Origin of the sequence: Teichococcus aerophilus, from assembly GCF_014490485.1 — a bacterium.
Lineage (GTDB): Bacteria > Pseudomonadota > Alphaproteobacteria > Acetobacterales > Acetobacteraceae > Pseudoroseomonas > Pseudoroseomonas aerophila.
In genome coordinates this window covers 1-20,557 of sequence record NZ_JACTVA010000018.1, presented here as the reverse complement: position 1 = coordinate 20,557, position 20,557 = coordinate 1, and the positions used below count along the sequence as shown (strand labels likewise).

Below are 20,557 nucleotides of genomic sequence, written 5' to 3'. Positions count from 1 at the left end.
CTTCTCTCAACCCCCAAAGCGGTCAGGCGTGCTGAAGCCCGGTCCCGCCCCAGTGCCGCATCAGCCGCCCCAGCCGTTCGGCGGCTTCCAGCGGCTGCGCCACCACGGCATTCGGCTCTTCCGGCAAAGTCGGGCCAGGGCCGTAGAGGGCGAAGCCACGTGCCTCGTGCCACTCAATGGCCGGGGAAAGCCCCTCGGCTGCCAGTTCTATCCACCAGGCACCGTTGCGGCCAGGCCCCTCCAACTCCGCCCGAAGGGCAGGGAATTGCTGCGCCAGATGGCCGACCACATCCACCAGGGCGAGTGGCGCGGAGTCCGGCAGGTACCGGAGAACGAATTCGTTGCCGTCGAAAGGCATGCGGGCAGCTTCCAATGGAGCCCACCGATCACTTCGGTGCGAGGGAAGCTTCGCGCGGATTATGGGCGGCAAATGGGCGAAAACTGCCTCAGTTAAGCCACGATTCGCCCGCGTCCGGGTTGGCTGGCGTCAGGGCCCATCGCAACGCAAGTGGCAACCAAAAGGGGAAGGCCGGGGAAGGAATTCCCCGGGCCCCTTCTTCTTTTTTCGAGTGTTCAGGAAGGCTGTGTCGAGTTTGGGCTTGGACCCCAGCAGCATCTCGGGTCCGCACACCGCACATCCAAATCCAGGCCCTGCCCATCTGCCAATGCGCCCTGTGGCCAAAGACCAACTCCGACTCGCAGAAAAAAGAAGGGGTTTCAGGGGAATTCATTCCCCTGACCTTCCTCCTACCCAACACGCAACCGGCGCTACCCTTTATACGGCCGCCCCACATCCCCCCGCAGCGCGCAGGCGGCGTGGATCAGCGCCAGATGACTCAGTCCCTGCGGCGTGTTGCCCAGGTGGTGGCCATTGCTGGGGTCCACCATCTCGCTCATCGTCCCAGTGCCCTGGGCGATGCCGGCCATCGCGGCCTTGAACAGTTCCTCCGCCTCGTCCCGGCGGTCCAGCAGCGTGTAGGCTTCTACCAGCCAGAAGGTGCAGGCCAGGAAGGCGCCTTCCTCCTTGTCCACGTCGGAGTAGCGGTAGATGAACGGGCCGTGCCCCAACTGGGCGCGGATGGCATCCATGGTGGAGTTCAGCTTCGCCTTGCCGTCGAAGCCGAACTGCACCGCCAAGGCCAGGGAGGCATCCAGCCGCTCCGTGCCGGCATAGAAGGTGTAGGCCTGCTGGCGCTCGGACCAGCAATGCTCGTCGATCCACTGCGCGATCCGGTCCCGCTCCCGCTGCCAGCGCGGCACGCAGGTGGAGGAGATGTGGTTCTGCTCCGCCAGCTCCACCGCGCGCGCCAGCGCCTGCCAGGCGCTGATCTTGGAGCCGGTGTAGTGCTGCGGCTCCGTCAGTTCCCAGATGCCGGCATCCTTGCGGCGCCAGCGGTCGGCGCACTCATCGGCCAGGTCGGCCAGCACCCGCGCGCTGCGCTGGTCCAGCACGTTGCCGCTTTCCACGAACAGCGCCGCCGTCTCGAAGATATCGCCGTAGATGCCGTGCTGGTGCTGCTTGGCGGCCTGGTTGCCCACCACCACCGGCTGTGAATCCCTGTAGCCCGGAATATCTGGCAACACCCGCACATCGGGCGCCAACTCGCCGGAGAGCGTGTACATCACATGCGGGCCATGCTCGGCCAGGCGGCGCATCAGCCAGGTGAAGGCTGCCTTGCTCTCCGGCATTGCACCCACGCGCAGGAAGGCGTTCACCGTGTAGGCGGCGTCACGGATCCAGGCGTAGCGATAATCGTAGTTCTTGTCGCCGCCGATCCGCTCGGGCAGCGACGTAGTGGCCGCGGCGGCGATGGCGCCGCTCGGCGAATACAGCAGCAGCTTCAGCGCCAGCGCGCTGCGCCGCACCTCGGCCCGGTGCGGGCCCTCGTAATGCAGCGTGGCGGCCCAGCTGCGCCAGGCCTCGTCGCTGGTATCGATGCGCCCGTCGATATCCTCGATCGGCGGTACGCCCAGCGGCTCGTCCTCGCCGGCCAGCAACGCGAAGGTCGCCCGCTCCCTGGCGGAGAGCGTGACCTCGGCGGCAATGGTGCGGTCCTCCTCCTCCGTCACGCGCACATTCGGCGTGCAGCGGAACAGGCCCAGCACGCCGCCGACATGGAAGATGCAGCCATTCGGATTGGGCTGCAGCCAGGGGGAGGCGGTGTCGTCCCGCGTACCGAACACCGCGCGCATGGTGAAACGCATGGTGCCGCGGCGGACCTCGACGCGCCGCGCCAGCTCGTTCCACGGCAGGCGGCCGGCGAGGCTGCTGTTGAGCGATTCCAGCATCACCGCCTCACCACTCTCGGTAGTGAAGATGGTCTCCAGCACGTTGCTGTCGGGGCGGTAGCGGCGCTCCATGTTGAAGGATTCTTCAGGCCGCAGCTGGAAGAAGCCGCCCTTCTCCGGGTTCAGCAGCCGGTCGAACAGCGGCGGCGAATCCATGTTCGGCACGCACCACCAGGCCACCGCCCCGTCGGGCGCCACCAGCGCGACGGAACGGCCATCGCCCAACGCCGCATAGTCCTGCAACGCAAAGCCGGCGCCTTCTTCCCCGGGCGGGTGCGGCGCGGCCTGCTGGCTGCCGTGCTGGGCCGGCTCCGCCGGGCTGCGCTCGTGGTCCACCGGCGCTTACCAGCGCGTCCGGCGCAGGAACGAAGGCCGGTGGGGCGTCCGGTGCGGCATGGGCACATGCTTCGCCGCCCAGGCCGCCGGCGCCAGCAGCGCCGCCACGCCCAGCAGCGCCACCACTGCGACACCGGCCGTCAGCAACTCCCGCGCCTGGCTGGTGACGAATTCGCCACGCTGTGGCTGGGTCCGGTCGGTGAAGGGGCCGTCGATGCCAGGGTCGTCGGCGTCCACATCGAACAGGTTGCCCTTCGGGTCGGGCGGCGGCATCGACGGGTCCAGCTGCGCGTCCCACATCTCCGCCGCCTTGCGGTCTGCGAAGCCGGGCACCACGGCCTGCGCCAGTACCATCTGCACGGTGGACCGGCCGACCCACACCTCCCGCTTGGGCGAGCGCACCGCGTGCAGGATGGCATCGGCGCAGAGGCGGGGATCATAGACAGGGTCCGGCGCGTTCTGCGCCAGCCCGGTGTGGTTGCGGGTGCGGCGGAATTGCGGGGTATTCACCGCCGGCAGGTACACCGTCGTCAGCGTGATGCGGGAATTCTCGTGCAGCAACTCCGACCGCACACTGTCGGTGAAGCCGCCCACCGCCGCCTTGGCCCCGCAATAGGCCGATTGCAGCGGCGCCGCGCGCACGCCAAGGCCGGAGGAGACCTGCACGATGGCGCCCTTGCCCCGCTTGCGCATCAGGCGCAGCGCCGCCAGCGTGCCGAATACCTGGCCGAGATAGGTCACCTCCGTCACCCGCAGGTACTCTTCCGGCGTGATGTCCTGGGCGGGGCTGACGACGGTGGCCATGGCGTTGTTCACCCACGCCTCTACCGGGCCCAACTCCTCCTCGATCAAGGTGGAAGCGGCCTCGACCGCCGCGGCATCCGCCACGTCGACCGGCAGGCACAAGGCTGCGACGCCCAGCGCCTTGAGCTCGGCTTCCGTGCTGCGCAGCCGCTCCTCGCCGCGTGCCAGCACGGCGACGGACCAGCCCGCCCGCGCAAAGGCCACCGCCGTGGCGCGGCCGATGCCCATGGTGCCGCCGGTGATGACGGCGACACGTATCCTGGAGGTGTCCGTGGCCTGCTGCATCTGTCGATCCGTTCCCGTCCTGGCCGATCCCGTCCCGGATGGCATGGTGCTGATGGCAGGCAGAACGCCGAGCCGTCTGAAAAGTGGCAAACCCCGCCGCGCCATTCCGCCGCCGCGTCCGCGCCACCAGCCTTCATCTTTGGCCATTCTGCAATTTTGCAACCGGCGGAAGCGACGATGCGGCGCCCGCGCCGGAGACCGAATTCATCACGCCGCGCCGACGCTTGGTTGCCGGATTGAAAACCCGCCCCAGCTACACCGCATGCATAACCCGAAGCCGTCGCAGGGCGCCGCCGCCCTGAGCTTGTTCTGCCTGCATTGCCTGGGCGGCAGCGCCCGCGAATGGCAGGGTGTCGAGCGAGAGCTTGGCGCTGGCATCAGCCTTGTTGGCATCGACCTGCCCGGCTTCGGCAGCGCGGCCGACGTGCCGGGCTACTCCGTCGCCGCGATGGCGGAGCATGTGGCGGCGCAGGTGCGCGCCGCCGCGCCCGGGCGCTGGATGCTGGCGGGGCACAGCATGGGCGCCAAGGTCGCTGCTGTGGTGGCACGCCAGGCCGTGGCGGGCGCCGCCGGGCTGGAGGGTTTGTGCGGCCTCGTGCTGCTCGCCGGCTCCCCGCCGGGGCCGGAGCCGATGAGCGAGGAACGGCGCGCGGACATGACCGGCTGGCTGGATGGCGACGCCGCCCACCGCGCCACCCAGGCGCGCGAATTCGTCGCGGCCAACGCCGTAACCCTGACGCCGGAGGCGCGGGCTGCGGCAGAGGTGGATGTCCTGCGCGCCAACCCGGCCGCCTGGCGTGCCTGGTTGCAATCCGGCAGCCGGGAGGACTGGGCGGAGCGCGTCGGCGTGCTGCCGCTGCCGGCGCTGATCCTGGCAGGCGCGGAGGATGGCGACCTGGGGCCGGAGGCACAGCGCCGCCTGATGGCCCCGCATGTCCTGACGGCCGAGCACCACGACCTGCCCCACGCCCGCCACCTGCTGCCGATCGAGGCCGCCAGCACCGTCGCCCGCCTGATCACCCGCTTCGCCGCCCTGCCGCCCGGCGAGACGCAGCCGCCCAGAATCCCGCCGCATTACCGCGCCCTGCTGGAATCTGGCCGCACCAGCACGGCCTTGCGCGATGCCCTGCTCGCCCGCGTGGCGCCGGAAGCCGATACCCGCCGCGCCTGGCTGCCCGCCGGCGCCTACGCGGTGCTCGAAGCGGCGCTGGACCGCGTCATCCCGCAAAGCCCGCACGCCCGCATCGACCTCGCGGCGCGGATCGAGCGCAGCCTGGCCGAAGATGCCGGCGATGGCTGGCGCTTCGCCGACCTGCCCGCGGATGCGGAAGCGATGCACCAGGCGCTGCTGAGCCTGGACGCCCTCGGCCGCCTGCTTCACCAGGATGGCTTCACCGGCCTGACCGATGCGGGCAGGGACACCCTGCTGCACCGCGTGGCCGATGGGCAGGCCGCGGCGGCGGCGCCGGGCCTCTTCGATGGCAGCCAGATGGCGCTGTGGTTCCAGGACCTGCGTGCCATGGCGGTGAAGCACTATGTCGGCCACCCGGCCACCCTGGCGCGGATGGGCTATAGCGGCGTCGCCTCCGGCGGCGATGGGCCGCGCAAGAGCGGCTTCACCCGCTTCGGCATCGGCGAGCGCGAAGCATGGGAACCCGTGGCGCTGGCGGGAGAGGCCCCATGAAGCTCGACACCATGCGGCGCCACGGGCTGGGCGAGGTGGTGGATGCGGTGGTCATCGGCACCGGTGCCGGCGGCGCCCCCCTGCTGGCCCGGCTGGCCGCCGCCGGCCTCCGCGTCATCGCCCTGGAAGCCGGCCGCAACCGGGAGCCGGAGGACTACCTGACCGACGAAGCCCTCTCCGCCGACCTCTACTGGCGTGGCGAGCGGCTGGCGGCGGGCGAGACGCCGCAGGCCTTCGGCGCCAATAACAGCGGCATCGGCATCGGCGGCTCCACCCTGCACTGGGGCGCCTTCGTGCCACGCGTCGATGCGCGGGATTTGCAACTGCGGCAGGACAGCGGGCAGGGGCGCGACTGGCCCATCAAGCTGGACGAGCTGCAACCCCTCTACGTGGAGCTGGAAGCCTTCCTCGGCGTCTCCGGCCCGGCGCACTACCCCTGGCAGCCTGCCCGCCACTATCCGCTGCCCGCCCTGCCGCGTAACGCGCCGGCCCAGGCCATGGCCATGGGCGCGGCGCAACTGGGCGTCGCTACCTGCAATGCGCCCGCCGCCGTGGTCTCCCAGGATTTCGCCCAGGCGGACGGGCCGACGCGCCTGGCCTGCGTGCATTGCGGCTACTGCCACCAGGGCTGCCGCAACCGCGCCAAGGTCAGCATGGACACCACCTTCCTGCCGCTGGCCGTCGCGCGCGGCGCCGAGATCCGCCCCGGCTGCTTCGCCCATGGCCTGGAACGCGACAGCCAAGGCCGCATCACAGCCGTGCTGTACCGGCAGGACGGGCGGGAACACCGGCAGCTCTGCGCCGCCGTGTTCCTCTGCGCCGGGGCGGTGGAGACGCCGCGCCTGCTGCTGCATCTCGGCCTCGGCAACCGCAGCGGACAGGTGGGCCGCAACTACATGGCGCATGTCGCCACCCAGGTCTGGGGCACCTTCGCGGAGGAGATGCGCGGCAACAAAGGCTGGCCGTCCTCCCTGATGTCGGAAGCCATGGTGCGGCCCCGCGACGCGGATTTCGCCGGCGGCTACCTGCTGCAAAGCCTGGGCGTGGTGCCGCAGACCTGGGCCGACGGCGTCGCCCGTGGGCGCGGCCTGTGGGGCCGGGCGCTGGTCGACTACATCGACCGCTACAACTTCACCGCCGGCATCGGCATCAACGGCGAATGCCTGCCCTACGACCACAACCGCCTGACCCTCTCAGACGAGATCGACGAGACCGGCCTGCCCAAGCCGCACATCGCCTTCAGCTACGGCGAGAACGAACGCCGCCTGCAAGCCCACGCCACCCGCCTGATGACCGGGATCTGGCAGGAAGCCGGCGCCACCGACATCTGGGCCCTGCCGCGCTCCGCCCACACCATCGGCACCTGCCGCATGGGCACCGACCCGGACGACGCCGTGGTCAACCCCTTCGGGCGCAGCTTCGATATCGACAACCTGTGGATCTGCGATAACTCGGTCTTCCCCAGCTCCCTCGCCGCCAACCCGGCGCTGACCATCATGGCACTGAGCCTGCGCACCGCAGCCGCCTTCCTTGATCGCTGAGGCTGTAGAGAAGGCCGGGGAAGGAATTCCCCGGGCCCCTTCTTTTCTTTGTCGAGTTTGCTGGCGCGACTGTTGAAAGGTTCGGCCATAGGGGGCGGTTGGGTGGGCAGGAGGTCCTGCATCTCCGGCGACTGACGATTCAGCCCGCGTGGCCTATGATAAATACTATCAGAAGCATCCGCCCTGAGAGCGTGATCTCATAAGGTGGATGCATCGAAAGACGTGAATCACGCGATCAAATGAAGGCAGAGGGCGTGCTCTGTAAACCCATGTGAGCAACGCCCGCTCTTAGTCCTGAATCTCCTCGCCAAACGCGCAGGAGAAAAGAAGGGGTCCGGGGAATTCTTTCTTCACCCGCCCAACCGCAGAACCGCGACCCCATCCCCCGCCCGCGTCTCCGCCATGCTGGCGATGTGGTCGTGGTGGGTGAACAGGATCACCTGGGTGCTGCGCCCCAGTTGCAACAGCAGGTCCAGTGCCGCCAGGCTGCGGCCGTCGTCGAACTGCACCAGCAGGTCGTCGGCAATGAAGGGCAGCGGTTCCGTCGCCAGCGCATGCTGCTCCACCGCCGCCACGCGCAGCGCCAGGTAGAGCTGGTCCCGCGTGCCTTCGCTCAGTGCCTCGATCGGGCACTCACTGCCATCGGCGCGCACGGCCACCAGCAGAAGCTTGCCGTTGCCGTCTTCATCGATGGTCAGGCGGGCGTAGCGTTGCAGCGTCAGCGCGGCGAAGTTGCGGCTGGCGGCCTGCAGCAGCGGGCCTTGCTGGCTGCGGCGGAAGCGGTCGATGCCGGCGCGCAGCAGCACGCGGGCCACATGCAGCCGGGCGTAGCGTTCGGCCGCCACGCCGGCTTCGGCCAGCGCCTGCCGGGCCGCCTGCGCCGCGCCGGCGGCGTCGTGGCCATGCCGCAGGCCATCCAGTACCGTCTCCGTCCGCATGCGCTCGGCACTCAAGGCCTCGCGGCTTTGGCCCAGCCGCACGGTCTCTTCCTCCAGCCGGGCCAGCCGGCCGACGATCGCGTCTGGGTCGGCGCCCACCGCCTCGGCGCGCAGCGCAGATTCCGGCAGGCCGTCGCCTTGCGCGGCCAGGGCTTCGCGATGGCACGCCTCCTCCCGCGTGGCGGCCTCGTGCGCACGGGCGCGCGCGATGGCCGGCTCCAGCGCCGCATCCTCGCTGACGCCAGCCAGGCGGCGCAGCTCCGCCAACCGGCCGGCGGCCTCCTGGCCCCGGGCCTGGGCGGCCACCGCCTCCTGCTCATGCGCACCGATCCGCTGGGCGAGGGAGGCCGCCTCGGCCTCCATTTGCCGGGCCGCGCCCAGCCGCCGCACCAGCCCGGCGGCGACCAGCGCCGGAGAGGCATCAGCCGCGCCCAGTCTGCCGCGCAATGCCTCGGCCGCATCGGCAAAGTTGCTGACCACCGCTTCCATTTGGGCGATGCGGACGGTGCCGTTGCACCAGGCTGGCCACGCCTCGGCCACGCGGGTCCAGGCCTCCAGCGCCGCCTCAGCCGCCTCGGTGGGGCAGGAGGCTTCCAGTCCCAGCGCCGCCACGGCATGGCCCCAACGGGCCTGCCAGGCCTCGATCTCGCGTGCCGCCGCATCGGCCGCCGCCTGCAGGCGGGGCAGCGACGCCTGCTCGCGCTGCCGGGCGTCCTGCAAGGCACGGTGGGCCTGCCAGGCGGATTCGGCGCGGGTGCAGCCGACATCCGCCTCGGTCAGCGCCGCCGCCAGGCTTCCCGCCTCCAACGCCGGCAGGCGGGCCCGCAGCCGGGCCCAGGCGGCATCCCGGCGGCTGGCGAGGTCCTGCTGCTGGCGGGCGGCTTCCGCGGCGTCCTGGTGCTGGCGCAGGATCTCGGTGCGCTGCCGCCGCCAGCCGGCCATGTCGGCCGGGCTGGCCGGGCGCAGACCGCTGGGCGCCCACAACGCCTGCCACGCAGCCTGCGCCGCATCCTGCCGCGCGTGGGCGGCCTCCAGCGCCAACCGGGCCTCGCCCTGCCGCAGCAGCAGGCGCTGGCGCAGCTCGGTCTGCATCACATAGGCAGCGACGCGCTGCGCCTCGTCGGCGCGCCGGTCGGCCAGCCGGTCGGCCTCGTCCCGCAGCTCCTCGAAGCGATCCGGCTCCGGCGCGGCGTCAGCGGTACCATGCTCCAACGCATGCCGAAGCTGGCGCCAGGCGTGGTCACGCGCCTGCCGGGTGGCGCGGATGGCGGCGGGGGTGGGCAGGGTGTCGCCGGCTGCCTCGCGCGCCAGGGCGTCCTCGGCCGTGCAGATCTCGGCGGCCAGCGCGTCCAGGGCGGCTTCGGCGCTGGTACGGGCGGCGGCCGAGGCGGCGATCTCGGCTCCGGCATCCTCGGTGGCCTGTGGCAGCGGCAAGGGGCAGGCGGCCAGGGCCTCCGCGTCGCCCTGCCACAGCGGCAAGGCGCGCAGCGCCAGCGTGGCGTCCTGCCGCAGGGCGGCGGCGCGGCTGGTCGCCTGCGCCAACTCGGCCTCGATGCGCCCTTCGCCCCGCACCTGCTCGATCGTCTCGCGCAGCAGCGCCGGCTCCTGGGGCGCCGGCGCTTGCAGCAAGGCGGCCTCGGCCTGCACCAGCCGCTCCCGCGCGGCGGTCAGGTCTCGTTGCGCGGCGGCGGCATCGGCCCGCAAGCCAGCCTGCTCGGCCATCAGCCGCTGCACGCCTCGCCGGGCGGCGGCACCGGGCACGGACTGACCCAGCGCATCCGGCGCCGCGTCACGCCCCAGCGCGGCGGCGGCCTCCGCCATCACGGCGCGCAGCACGGCGACCTCCAACCGCAGCGCCGGCAGGTCGGCTTCCGCTTGCGCCGCCAAGGGCTGCTGCCCGGCCAAGTCGGTAATGGCGTCCTGCGCCGCCAGCACCGCCGCGTCGCGCGGCAGGGCGGCGCGCGATTCGCCCAGGCGCTGCGCCTCCGCCTGCTCCCGCCGTACATCGGCGGCCGCCTGGTCCCGCGCGGTGATCGCGGCGCGCAGGGTCTGGTCCGCATCCGCCGGCAAGGCGGGCGGAGTGCCAAGCTCCCGCAAAGTCGCCCGCACCTGGTCCAGCCCCGCCAGCACCGGCAGCATCCGCCGCACCCGTTGCAGCCGGTTGGTCTCGGCCGCCAGCCGCGTGGCGTCCTCCTGCAAGGCGGCCAGGGCGGCCACGGCGGCGGCATGCGCCTCCTCCGCCACCTGCCAGCTGCGCGGCAGCACCGTCAGCTCGTCCGCCCGGCGCTGCTCCCGCTTCCAGTCATCCAGCGCCAGCATCATCCGCCGCTTGCCGCGGCCATCGCCCACCAGGGCCTTGGCGTCCTCGTCCAGCCCGGCCAACGCACCGCGCAGGCCCAGCAGGCCGGTGCCGGCCGCGAACAGGCTTTCCCCCAGCCCGCCGCCGCCCGCCGCCAGGGCCAGCCCGCCCTGCCGCAGCCGCGCGCCATCCAGGCCGAAGCCCCGCTCGAAGCTCTCGCGCGTCGCGCCGCCCAGGAAGGGGTGCAACGCATTATCCGGCAGCACCGCGTCATCCGCGTCGCGCAACGTGCCCTTCAGGCCCTTGCGACGCAGGAAGCGACCCGTGCGGCCATCCCGCGCCATCAGCGAGAAGCCCAGCCGCAATTGCGGCCCGCCATGCAGGAAGTCGTAGGCACTACGATGGCCAAAGCCGAACAGCGCATCGCCGATGGCGGCCAGCGTGGTGGATTTCCCCGCCTCGTTCGCCCCATGCACCACGCACAGCCCGGCGCCCGCCGGCAAATCCAGCACCAGGTCGGACAGGTGCCCGTAGCGCAGCAGCGCCAGCTGGCTCAGCCTCATGCCGGGTCCGATTCCGCCAGCCGCTCTGCCGCCAGCGCCCAGGCATCACCGGCCAGGGCGCGCAGCCCCGCCGCATCCTCCGCCAGGTCCAGCGCCGCCCGCGCCTCGGGCGGCAGGCGCTGGCGCAGCTCCGACAAATCCCGCAACAGGCTGTCCACCAAGGCCGGCTCATCCAGCCCGGCCAGGAAGGCATCCTGCAACGGCGCCAGCATGTCGTCCTCGCTGCCCGGCGGCAGGCGGGTGCGCAGCTTCACCGCCTCCACCCACACATCCTGGCCGAGCCCCAGCGCCACGCTGCGGCACTCCGCCGCCAGCCGGTCGGTATCGCCCAGCAGCGCGCCGTGCAGCGCCGTCGCGCCAGTCAGGGTCAGGCGGGCGATATGCGGCTGGCCTGCGGCACCGTCCAGCGCGGCGCGCACCGCCTCGCCCAGCGCCGCGGTCAGCTCGTCCTGGTCCAGCCCGGTGGCATCCACCTCCAGCCCCACCCAGCGCAGCACATCGACCGGCCGGTGCTCCACCGCCAATACCCGCCGATCCTCCACCGTCACCAGCGTGCAGCCCTTGGGGCCGACCTCCCGCGCATGCCGCCCCTGCAGATTGCCAGGAAAGACGATCCACGGCCGCTCATGCAACACCTGCCGCGCATGGATATGCCCCAGCGCCCAGTAGTCGTACCCCTTCAGCGCCAGATTCGCGACGCGGCAGGGCGCATAGACCTGGTGCTCCCCCGGGTCTTCCCCCGAGCTGTGCAGCACGCCGATATTCAGCATGCCCGGCCGCGGCGGCGGATAACTGGCCGACAAATCCTCCGGCACCGCCCGGTGCGGGAAGGAATAGCCATGCAGTGCCACCCCATGCTCCGCCAGCTCGAAGGTCTGGCAGGTACGGGAGGAGAACTCCCGCACATTCGGCGGCAACGGCAGGCTGCGTGTGATCACCGAGGCCGCATCATGATTGCCCCGCAGCAGGAAGCAGGGGCGGCCCAGCTTCCGCATCTGCTCCGCAAAGAACAACCCGGTGGAAAAGTCCTTCCAATCGCCGTCATACAGGTCCCCCGCAATGACGACGAAGGCCACATCCTCGGCAATCGCCAGCTGGATCATCGCCTCGAACGCCCGCCGGGTGGAATGGCGCAACACCTCCGCCGGCAGGTCGTCCCGCGCTTGCAGGCCCAGAAGCGGACTGTCGAGATGAATATCGGCCGCATGCAGGAACTTCACCCGCCGCTTTTAGCGCGGATGCCAGGACGTGTCAGCCATCGGAAGGGGGGGCGCGCGTGGAGGGGAAGGGAAGGCCGGGGAATGAATTCCCCGGACCCCTTCTTTTTCTTCTTCGAGTTTGGCGTGGCGCATCAGGACTGAGAGCGGACGCTTCTGATGATTTTAAATATGGCCACGCGGGCTGAACCCTCAGTCGCCGGAGGTCTAGGACCTCCGGCGCACCCAGCCGTCGCTTAGGTGCATGGCCCCAAACAACCGCGCCCGGGAAACTCGAAAAAAGAAAAGAAGGGGCCCGGGGAATTCCTTCCCCGGCCTTCCTCCATCTTGTCCCGAGCCCGACAGGCTCAATAATGCGTATGCCGCCAGAAGTTTGGCGGCAGGGTGTGGAAGGCGGCGTCGCGGCCTGTGCGGCGGATGGCGGCGTCGGCCTCCACCTGTACGTCCCGCAGCATGGCGCGCCAGTCGATGCTCAGCACCTCGCCGTTTTCCACCAGCAGCTTCCCGTCCACCAGCACTTCCGAGACATCGGAGCCCTGGGCGAAGCAGACCACGCGGTGCACTGGCATGTGCAGCGGCATCATATGCGGCTTGAACAGGTCCACCGTGATGACATCGGCTTTCTTGCCGACTTCGAGGGAGCCGATCTCGTGGTCCAGGTGCAGGGCTTTTGCCGCGTCGATCGTCACCATTTCCAGCACTTTGCCAACCGGCATCACCTTGTCGTCGCGGAAATGGCGGCGGTGGTAGTGCATGCACTGCCACATGTTGCGGAACTGGTCGGCCGAGCGGTCCGGCGCCGTGGCGTCGGTGCTCAGCATCACCAGCACGCCCATGTCGATCAGCTCCGGCGCCGGGCAGCGGCCGCGGATGGAGAAGGCGGCGGAGGCGTTATGCGCCACCCGCGTACCGGTCTCCGCCAGCAGCCGCATCTCTTCTTCGGTGATGTCGATGCAGTGGGAGAGCCAGGCATCCTCGCCGAGTGCGCCCGTCTCGCGTTGCAGCCAGGCGATGGAGCCGCGCCGGTGGCCATCCTGGTGCCACATCACGCCCTTGCTGCGGGAGAGCTCGCGCATCTCCCGCGTCTGCGCCCAATGCTCGGCCACGTTGTCCTGCGGCGCCGCGTCGTGATGCACGGGGGAGAGCAGGGCGATGCGCACCCGGCCATCCACCGCGCCATGCCATTTGTCGACGGCGGCGGCGCAGACATCGCGGAACGTCTCGAACGGCACGGCCTTGCGGTGCCGCGTCTCGCCTTCCCAGATCGAATAGTCGGCCGGGTAGGGGCCACGCGGATGGCCGACGACGACGATCTCGCGGATGCCCACCTCGGCGACCGACTGGCAATGCGCGTCGACGAAGCGCAGATCGTCGCAACGCATGGCGGAGTCGCCGCCGCCGAGCAGTGCCGTCGCGGTGGTAGTGCCGAAGCGCAGCCGCTCGGTCGCCGCCATCGCTGCTTCCAGCCGCCAGAATTCGGGGCCGGAGCCGTGGTTGTAGATGTCATGCACCGTGTCGTACCAGGCCTTGGTATCGCCGGCGCCGGCGGTGCGGATCATGGCGTGGCCGGCATGGGTGTGGCCATCGATCAAGCCGGGCAGGATGGCCTTGTGGCGCGCGTCGATACGCTTGGTGGCGTGCGGGTGCGCGGCGGCCACCTCATCCGCCGGCCCCACCGCGACGATGCGCCCGCCCTCGATGGCGACGCTGCCATCCTCGATCACCCGCCGCTGCGGGTCCATGGTGATGATGGTGCCGTGTTCGACGATGGTATCAGCCAAGATTCCGCTTCCTTCCGCAGTGTTCGTTCAGGCGATCTTTGTTCAGACGAGCTTCGTTCGGGTGCCGGTGCCGGACGGATGGGTGCGTAGGCTGACTGGCCATAGCGCGCGGCGCGGCAGCATCCAGGTCTGCGGCATCACGGCTGCACGCCGATGGCAGCCCCGCCAACGCCAAACCGCGATTCCCGGCAAATGCGGCGCACCGCGATGGCATCCGGCCCGATGCGCAGCACCCCACCCGCGCGCCGCATCGCGGCGGCGTCCCGGTCAGGAAATGTGCGGTTTGCATCCCCGTTGGCGGCCACTGCATCGGTGACAGGCAAATCCATGCGGATGCCGGCTCCTGGTCATCGTATTAGGCAGTTGCGGCAACGCCACGCGCGCCCCTAGCATCTCGCCCGCGTAACATCAGCATGTCTGGAGACGTCGTCATGCGCAAGGCCCTGCTCACCGCCGCCTCCATCCTCGGACTGCTCGCCACCGGCGCGGAGGCGCAGACCCTGCGCATCGCCGTCGGCGGCGCCTTCACCTCGATGGACCCGCATTACCATACGCTGACGCCGAACAATGCGATGAACAAGCATGTGTTCGACCGGCTTGTGGATACGGACGAGAACTTCCGCCTGCGCCCCGGCCTCGCGGAATCATGGACGGCGGTCAACGAGACGACGTGGGAATTCAAGCTGCGCCAGGGCGTCACCTGGCATGACGGCACGCCCTTCACGGCGGAAGATGTCGTCGCCACCTTCGCCCGGGTGCCGCAGGTGCGCAACAGCCCCGGCAGCTTCGTCATCTACACCCGTTCCGTGCAGCGGCTGGAAGTGGTGGACGACCACACCATTCGCATGCACACCGCCGCCCCGTACCCGACCCTGCCCAACCTGATGACCGGCCTCGCCATCATCAGCCGCGGCCTGCCCGCGGCGGTGGACACGGCGGAATTCAACAGCGGCCGCGCCGCCATCGGCACCGGCCCATACCGGCTGGTTTCCTACTCCCCCGGCAGCCAGGCGATCTTCGCGCGCAACCCGGCCTTCTGGGGCGGCGCCCAGCCGTGGGAACGGGTGGACTACCGCGTCATCGCCAATGACGGGTCCCGCATCGCCGCGCTGCGCGCCGGGGATGTCGATGTGATCGACGCGGTGCCGACGCGCGATGTCGATGCGCTGAAAACGACCCAGGGCCTGGTCATCGCCAGCCAGCCCGCCCTGCGCAACATCTTCCTCAATGTCGACCAGTCGCGGGACGACGCCCCCGGTGTCACCGGCCCCAATGGCGAGAAGCTGGCCCACAGCCCGCTGCGCGACAACCGGGTGCGGGAGGCGCTCTCCATCGCCATCAACCGCCCCGCTATCGTGCGGCAGGTGATGAGCGGCTACGCCACGCCATCCGGCCAGTTCCTGGCGGCCGGCGTCATGGGCCACGACCCGCAGACCACCGTGCCGGTGTTCGACGCCGCGCGCGCCCAGGCGCTGCTGGCCGAGGCCGGCTACCCGCAAGGCTTCCGCGTCGTTCTGGCCGGCCCGAACAACCGCTATGTCAATGACGAGCAGATCCTGCAGGCGGTGGCACAGATGTGGTCGCGCATCGGCGTCCGCGTCGACCTGCAGGCCATGCCGTCCAACGTGTACTTCTCCCGCTCCGCCCGCAACGAGTTTCCGATCGGCCTGTCCGGCTGGGGCACCGGCACCGGGGAGCCCGACCACCCGATGGTCGCCCTCATCGCCACGCAAAGCGCGGCGACGGGCCGCGGCACCTCCAACCGATCGCTCTATTCCAGCGCCGCCTTCGATGCGTTGCTGGACAAGGCCCTCGTCACCATCGACCCGCCGGCGCGCGAGGAACTGTACCGCCAGGCCACACGCGTCGCGATGGCGGACCACGCCATCATCCCGCTGCACCACCAGGTGAATATCTGGGCCTCCCGCAACACCGTCCGCATCATCGCCCGCAACGATGAGGAGACCTACGCGATGTCGATGTTCCCGGTGGCGAAGTAGAGGACCGTTTCGGCGCATTGGCGGTTGAACCACGCTGCCACGATGTTCGCATGAAGGCGATGCCGGACTGATCCGGACCGTGACGTCGAATGGAATGTCTGGTCGGTTGGCGGAAGGCCGGGGAAGGAATTCCCCGGACCCCATCTTTTTTCTGCGAGTCGTTTGGCGCGTTGTTGAAGCGTCGGTCTCGGCCAGGGCGATGCCGAAGCTCCATAGCCTCCGGCAACGGCGCGTCCCTGATTTTCATCCAGGCCGTGCCCGCCAGTCCTGAAGCCGAACTCGCAGATAGAAGATGGGGTTTCAGGGGAATTCTTTCCCCTGACCTTTCTGCTCCTTCCCCTATCGCATGTTGATTGGCCACATGCCGAGGCGCCGGCTGGAAAGCACCGTCGCGAGCTCCAACCAACGGTTAAGCTAGCCTCTCAAGACTGGCCCCCGCATCGCCCTGACCCACCGGCCAGTGCGCCAGGCACGCCCGGCCGCGCGACATGCGCGACCCGTCCCGCCCTCGCGCGGCCCGCCGCGCTCCCTCCGCCCCGGCGCACCACGAATCCCACCGCACAGCACCGCGCCGTCACCCGGTACACCGGAAATTTACCTCCGGCCTTTAAGACCCAGGGCACGGGCCGCTCGGCCCATGACCGGAGGGGCCATCGCGATGCAGGACGAGTTCGCCGCGGAAGATGCCTGCCTGGTGCTGGAAGGTCCGCTGCTGCTCCGGCACGCCGAGGATCTTCGCGCCCGGCTGCTGCAGGCCGTGCAGACCCAGCCACGGCTGGAGATCGACTGCACGGGCGTGACGGAGGCCGACCTCAGCGCCGTGCAGGCGCTGCTCTCCGCCGGCCGCAGTGCCCAGCGTGGCGGCAAGTCCCTGCTGCTGCGCGGCGCCCCCGCACCGGCGCTCTGCGCCGCGCTGGCCCGTGCCGGCTTTCCCCCCGTCGCCGATGCGGCGGGCTTTTCCCACTGGATGCAAGGCGAGGCCGCGTCGTGAGCAAGACTATCCTGACCGTCGATGATTCCGCCAGCCTGCGCCAGATGGTGCGCATGACCCTGACCGGCGCCGGCTATGGCGTGGTCGAGGCCGAGGATGGCGTGGACGGCCTGGCCAAGGCCAATGCCCGCACCGTGGACATGGTGGTGACGGACCTGAACATGCCGCGTATGAACGGGCTCGGCCTGATCACCGAACTTCGCAAGCTGCCGGCCTATCGCGGCGTCCCCATCCTCTTCCTCACCACCGAATCCGATGCCGGCATCAAGGCCCAGGCCAAGGCCGCCGGCGCCACCGGATGGATCACCAAGCCCTTCCAGCAGGAGCAGCTGCTGACCGTGGTCCGCAAGGTCCTGGGCTGATGGCCGCCCCCGATCCGGTCGAGACCTTCCGCCAGGAGTCGCAGGAACTGCTGGAGCAGCTGGAACAGGCGCTGCTGGACCTCGAGCACCGGCAGGGGGACATGGAGCTGATCGACAGCGCCTTCCGCGCCCTGCACACCATCAAGGGCTCCGGCGCCATGTTCGGCTTCGACGCCGTGGCCGCCTTCACCCACCACGTCGAAAATGCCTTCGACGAAGTGCGCAAGGGCAAGCTGGTTGCGAGCAGCGAGCTGGTGGCCCTGGCACTGGCCGCGAAGGACCAACTGCGCATCCTGCTGGAACGCCCGGCGGAGGCCGATGCGGCGGCGCAGGCCGCCATCCTGGCGGGCTTCCACGCCATCGTGCAGGGCGGTGCCGCCACCCCGGCCGCCGCCATCGCTCCGGTGGCGGAGAGCGCGGCAGCGCCAGGTTGGCGCATCGCCATCCGCCTGGCCCGCAATGCCATGGCGATGGGCACCAACCCGCTGCTGCTGCTGGACGAGTTGCGCGCCCTGGGCCCAACGCGCGTGACCGCGCTGGCGGACGAGGTGCCGCCGCTGGAGGAACTGGACCCGACCGACTGCCACATCGCCTGGCAGGTGGAGCTGGATGCCCCCTGCACCCGCGCGGCGGTCGAGGAAGTCTTCATGTTTGTCATCGACGAGATGACGCTGGAGCTGACGCCGCTCGGCGCCCCCGCACCGCCGCCCGAGGCCACCGCCACCACCGCCGCTCCACCGCCGCCTGCCACCCCCGCCGCCGCACCCGCCCAGGCCGCGAAATCCGCACCGCCGGGGGATAGCGTCCGCGTTCCCGCCGGCAAGCTGGATGAGTTGATGGACCGGGTAGGCGAACTGGTCATCGCCCAGTCCCGCCTGCGCCAGGTCGCCGGCGCCAGCCACGACGTGCAGCTGCGCGCCGTGGCGGAGGAGATCGAGCGCCTCTCGCTGGAATTGCGGGACACCACCATGGGCATCCGCACCGTGCCGATCGGCCAGCTCTTCGGCCGCTTCCGCCGCCTGGTGCACGACCTGTGCCGAGACCTCGGCAAGGAGGTCGAGCTGGTGATGCAGGGCGAGGAGACGGAACTCGACAAGACCGTCATCGAGCGGCTGAACGACCCGCTGGTCCACCTGATCCGCAACGCGCTCGACCACGGCCTCGAACGGCCGGAGGACCGGGGCGAGAAGCCCCGGCGCGGCCGCCTGCTGCTCTCCGCCCGCCATGCCGGCGCCCAGGTCCGCGTCTCGATCCGCGAAGACGGCCGCGGCCTGGACCGCGCCCGCATCCGCGCCCGCGCCGAGGAACGTGGCCTGGTGACGCCCGAGCAGGTGCTGACCGACCAGGATGTCTTCCAACTGATCTTCGAGCCCGGCTTCTCGACGGCCGCGACGGTCACCAACCTCTCCGGGCGCGGCGTCGGCATGGATGTCGTCAAGCGCACGATCGAGGCCCTGCGCGGTAGCATCGAAGTCAGCAGCACCCCCGGCGCCGGCACCGACGTCACGCTGTGCCTGCCGCTGACGCTGGCGATCATCGACGGCCTGCTGGTCCGGGTGGGGGAGGGCCGCTACGTCATCCCGCTGACGGCGGTAGAGGAATGCGTCGAGCTGGATGCCGATGCGGAAGCCGGCGGTGCCCGCTGCAACTTCCTCAACCTGCGCGGCAGCCTGATTCCCTTCCTGCGGCTGAACGAGGTCTTCGGCACGCCGCGCGATCCGGAGAAGCTGAAGAAGGCCGTCATCGTCTCGGCCGGGGACCAGCGCGTCGGCCTGGTGGTGGACCAGGTGATCGGCGACCACCAGACCGTCATCAAGTCGCTCTCCAAGCTGCATGCGGATGTCGAGATGTTCTCCGGGGCCACCATCCTTGGTGATGGCAGCGTCGCGCTGATCCTCGACATTGCCCCCCTCGTCGCCTTCGGCCAGGCGCACGAGGAACGGCTGATGACCGCGGCCTGAAGGATAGCGCGCATGAGCACGCCCGAAACCGCACAGACGCTGCGCGTCGTCACCATCGACCTGCAGGGCGAACGCTTCGCGCTGGAAACCCGCCATGTGCGGGAGATCCTGGACCCCGGCCCGACCACGCTGGTGCCCAACGCCCCCGCCTTCCTCGACCGCCTGATCAACGTGCGGGGCCGCGTGGTACCGCTGGCCGACCTGCGGCTGAAGCTGGGCCTGGCGCCAAGCGACACCACCATCGACACCCGCGTCATCGTGCTGGAAGTGCCGCTGGAGGAGGAAGCCGTCACTGTCGCGGTGCTGGCCGACAAGGTGCACGAGGTGCGGGAGATCGCCCTGGTCGGCATGACGCAGACGCCGCGTTTCGGCCTGCGCTGCCGGCCGGACTACGTCCGCTGCATCGGCCAGCTGGGCGACGACTTCGTCATCGTGCTCGATCCCGGGCCAATCTTCGCCCAGGGCCGTGCGCCCGACCCCGTGCCCGCGACCCATTCCTGACCCCGCCCCGGAGACGACCATGCGATTGACGATCAAGGCGAAGCTGGCCGCCGCCTTCGGCACCATCATCCTGCTGGCCTCCGGCGCCGCCGGCCTCGGCATCCACCAGCTCTCCACCTTCAACGACCAGGTGGAGGACGCGATGGAGGGGCCGGTGCAGCGGGTGCAGATCGCGCGGGACGTCTTCAACGCCATGCTGATGGTGGTGCGGGCCGAGAAGAACCTGCTGCTGGCCGATACGCCGGACGCCATGGCGGCAATGGACCGGCAGATCGTCGAGCAGCGCGCGCAGGCCCTGGCGTCGCGGGAACAGCTCTACCGGCTGGCCAGCGAGCAGGGACGCCGGCTGATCGGTGAGTTCGATGCCAGCTGGTCGCAGTACGTGATGGTCCAGGACCGCCTGCGCCAGCTGGTGCAGAATGCCGGCCGCGCCCAGGCCGTGGCCCTCTCCACCACAGAGCTGCGGCAGTTGACGCAGCAGGCGCAGACCCACCTGCAAGCCCTGATCACCCTCAACCAGAACCGCTTGAACGAGACGCGCGCCGCCCTGGCCGGCCGCTACAGCGACGCCCGCGCCATGCTGATCGGCGCCATGGTGATCGCCGTGCTGGTGGCGCTCGGCGCCGGGCTGCTCATCTCGCTGGGCATCAGCCGTGGCCTCGCCAAGGCCGTCGGCCTCGCCGAGGGCGTCGCCGAGGGCGATCTGGACCAGACCATCGAGGTCCGCAGCAATGACGAGATCCGCGACCTGGTGATGGCGCTGAACCACATGACCGGCAATCTGCGCCAGATGGCCACGGCGGCCGATGCCATCGCCGGCGGCGACCTGACGGTCAGCGTGCGGCCGCAATCGGATCGCGACAAGCTGGGCGTCGCGCTGAAGCAGATGCTGGAGAAGCTGCGCTCTGTCGTGCAGGACGCCGTCGCCGCCGCGGACAACGTTTCCTCCGGCAGCCAGGAGCTGTCGGCCTCGGCGGAGGAGCTGTCCCAGGGCGCGACGGAACA

Annotated in this window: 15 protein-coding genes; 8 read left to right on the top strand and 7 right to left on the bottom strand. The window is 70.2% G+C overall.

Going from position 1 to position 20,557, the window contains the following annotated elements; genetic code table 11:
* Positions 1-22: 22 nt before the first annotated feature.
* The 3 genes from IBL26_RS11585 to IBL26_RS11575 all read right to left on the bottom strand — a co-directional run bounded on the left by IBL26_RS11585 (position 23) and on the right by IBL26_RS11575 (position 3,714).
* Entirely contained in the window at positions 23-358 is a 336-nt protein-coding gene (locus tag IBL26_RS11585) for a hypothetical protein (protein WP_187784645.1), read from the bottom strand.
* A 410-nt stretch (positions 359-768) separates the two neighbouring features.
* Entirely contained in the window at positions 769-2,625 is a 1,857-nt protein-coding gene (locus IBL26_RS11580) for a glycoside hydrolase family 15 protein (protein ID WP_367615415.1), read from the bottom strand.
* 6 nt (positions 2,626-2,631) lie between these two features.
* Complete coding sequence (locus IBL26_RS11575; protein WP_187784644.1) at positions 2,632-3,714, bottom strand: SDR family oxidoreductase; 1,083 nt, start codon at positions 3,712-3,714, stop codon at positions 2,632-2,634.
* 262 nt (positions 3,715-3,976) lie between these two features.
* Here IBL26_RS11575 and IBL26_RS11570 point away from each other — a divergent pair, with 262 nt between their 5' ends.
* Positions 3,977-5,398, top strand: coding sequence for an alpha/beta fold hydrolase (locus IBL26_RS11570; RefSeq protein WP_187784643.1), 1,422 nt, complete (start codon positions 3,977-3,979; stop codon positions 5,396-5,398).
* On the top strand, positions 5,395-6,939 hold the full coding sequence (locus tag IBL26_RS11565; protein ID WP_187784642.1) for a GMC family oxidoreductase: 1,545 nt from the start codon (positions 5,395-5,397) through the stop codon (positions 6,937-6,939). The genes IBL26_RS11570 and IBL26_RS11565 overlap by 4 nt, the downstream gene beginning before the upstream one ends.
* A 350-nt stretch (positions 6,940-7,289) precedes the next feature.
* Here IBL26_RS11565 and IBL26_RS11560 read toward each other — a convergent pair whose 3' ends face one another.
* The 4 genes from IBL26_RS11560 to IBL26_RS11545 form a co-directional block, all read right to left on the bottom strand.
* Entirely contained in the window at positions 7,290-10,739 is a 3,450-nt protein-coding gene (locus IBL26_RS11560) for an ATP-binding protein (RefSeq protein WP_187784641.1), read from the bottom strand.
* Positions 10,736-11,959 carry a metallophosphoesterase family protein gene (locus tag IBL26_RS11555; RefSeq protein WP_187784640.1) on the bottom strand — a complete coding sequence of 408 codons (1,224 nt, stop codon included), beginning with the start codon at positions 11,957-11,959 and terminating at the stop codon, positions 10,736-10,738. The genes IBL26_RS11560 and IBL26_RS11555 overlap by 4 nt, the downstream gene beginning before the upstream one ends.
* Positions 11,960-12,303: 344 nt before the next feature.
* Positions 12,304-13,737: an amidohydrolase family protein gene (locus IBL26_RS11550; protein ID WP_206684204.1), complete on the bottom strand. Its 1,434-nt coding sequence runs from the start codon at positions 13,735-13,737 to the stop codon at positions 12,304-12,306.
* Between the two features lie 137 nt (positions 13,738-13,874).
* Positions 13,875-14,066, bottom strand: coding sequence for a hypothetical protein (locus IBL26_RS11545; RefSeq protein ID WP_187784639.1), 192 nt, complete (start codon positions 14,064-14,066; stop codon positions 13,875-13,877).
* 102 nt (positions 14,067-14,168) lie between these two features.
* Between IBL26_RS11545 and IBL26_RS11540 the strand changes: the two genes are divergently transcribed.
* The 6 genes from IBL26_RS11540 to IBL26_RS11515 form a co-directional block, all read left to right on the top strand.
* The gene (locus IBL26_RS11540) at positions 14,169-15,737 is read left to right on the top strand and encodes an ABC transporter substrate-binding protein (protein WP_241749282.1); all 1,569 of its coding nucleotides are present in this window, start codon (positions 14,169-14,171) and stop codon (positions 15,735-15,737) included.
* Between the two features lie 637 nt (positions 15,738-16,374).
* Positions 16,375-16,728, top strand: coding sequence for an STAS domain-containing protein (locus tag IBL26_RS11535; protein ID WP_187784637.1), 354 nt, complete (start codon positions 16,375-16,377; stop codon positions 16,726-16,728).
* On the top strand, positions 16,725-17,090 hold the full coding sequence (locus IBL26_RS11530) for a response regulator (protein ID WP_187784636.1): 366 nt from the start codon (positions 16,725-16,727) through the stop codon (positions 17,088-17,090). The genes IBL26_RS11535 and IBL26_RS11530 overlap by 4 nt, the downstream gene beginning before the upstream one ends.
* Positions 17,090-19,051 carry a chemotaxis protein CheA gene (locus IBL26_RS11525; RefSeq protein ID WP_187784635.1) on the top strand — a complete coding sequence of 654 codons (1,962 nt, stop codon included), beginning with the start codon at positions 17,090-17,092 and terminating at the stop codon, positions 19,049-19,051. Before IBL26_RS11530 ends, IBL26_RS11525 begins: the two co-directional genes overlap by 1 nt.
* A 12-nt stretch (positions 19,052-19,063) precedes the next feature.
* On the top strand, positions 19,064-19,552 hold the full coding sequence (locus IBL26_RS11520; RefSeq protein ID WP_187784634.1) for a chemotaxis protein CheW: 489 nt from the start codon (positions 19,064-19,066) through the stop codon (positions 19,550-19,552).
* A gap of 19 nt (positions 19,553-19,571) precedes the next feature.
* A partial coding sequence (locus IBL26_RS11515; RefSeq protein ID WP_187784633.1) for an MCP four helix bundle domain-containing protein occupies positions 19,572-20,557 on the top strand: 986 nt, incomplete at its 3' end.

Bases quoted from the DNA above. Each gene is read 5' to 3' on its own strand.
- IBL26_RS11585 (WP_187784645.1), bottom strand. From the start codon at position 358: ATGCCTTTCGACGGCAACGAATTCGTTCTCCGGTACCTGCCGGACTCC.
- IBL26_RS11575 (WP_187784644.1), bottom strand. From the start codon at position 3,714: ATGCAGCAGGCCACGGACACCTCCAGGATACGTGTCGCCGTCATCACC.
- IBL26_RS11570 (WP_187784643.1), top strand. From the start codon at position 3,977: ATGCATAACCCGAAGCCGTCGCAGGGCGCCGCCGCCCTGAGCTTGTTC.
- IBL26_RS11565 (WP_187784642.1), top strand. From the start codon at position 5,395: ATGAAGCTCGACACCATGCGGCGCCACGGGCTGGGCGAGGTGGTGGAT.
- IBL26_RS11560 (WP_187784641.1), bottom strand. From the start codon at position 10,739: ATGAGGCTGAGCCAGCTGGCGCTGCTGCGCTACGGGCACCTGTCCGAC.
- IBL26_RS11545 (WP_187784639.1), bottom strand. From the start codon at position 14,066: ATGGATTTGCCTGTCACCGATGCAGTGGCCGCCAACGGGGATGCAAAC.
- IBL26_RS11540 (WP_241749282.1), top strand. From the start codon at position 14,169: ATGCGCAAGGCCCTGCTCACCGCCGCCTCCATCCTCGGACTGCTCGCC.
- IBL26_RS11535 (WP_187784637.1), top strand. From the start codon at position 16,375: ATGACCGGAGGGGCCATCGCGATGCAGGACGAGTTCGCCGCGGAAGAT.
- IBL26_RS11525 (WP_187784635.1), top strand. From the start codon at position 17,090: ATGGCCGCCCCCGATCCGGTCGAGACCTTCCGCCAGGAGTCGCAGGAA.
- IBL26_RS11520 (WP_187784634.1), top strand. From the start codon at position 19,064: ATGAGCACGCCCGAAACCGCACAGACGCTGCGCGTCGTCACCATCGAC.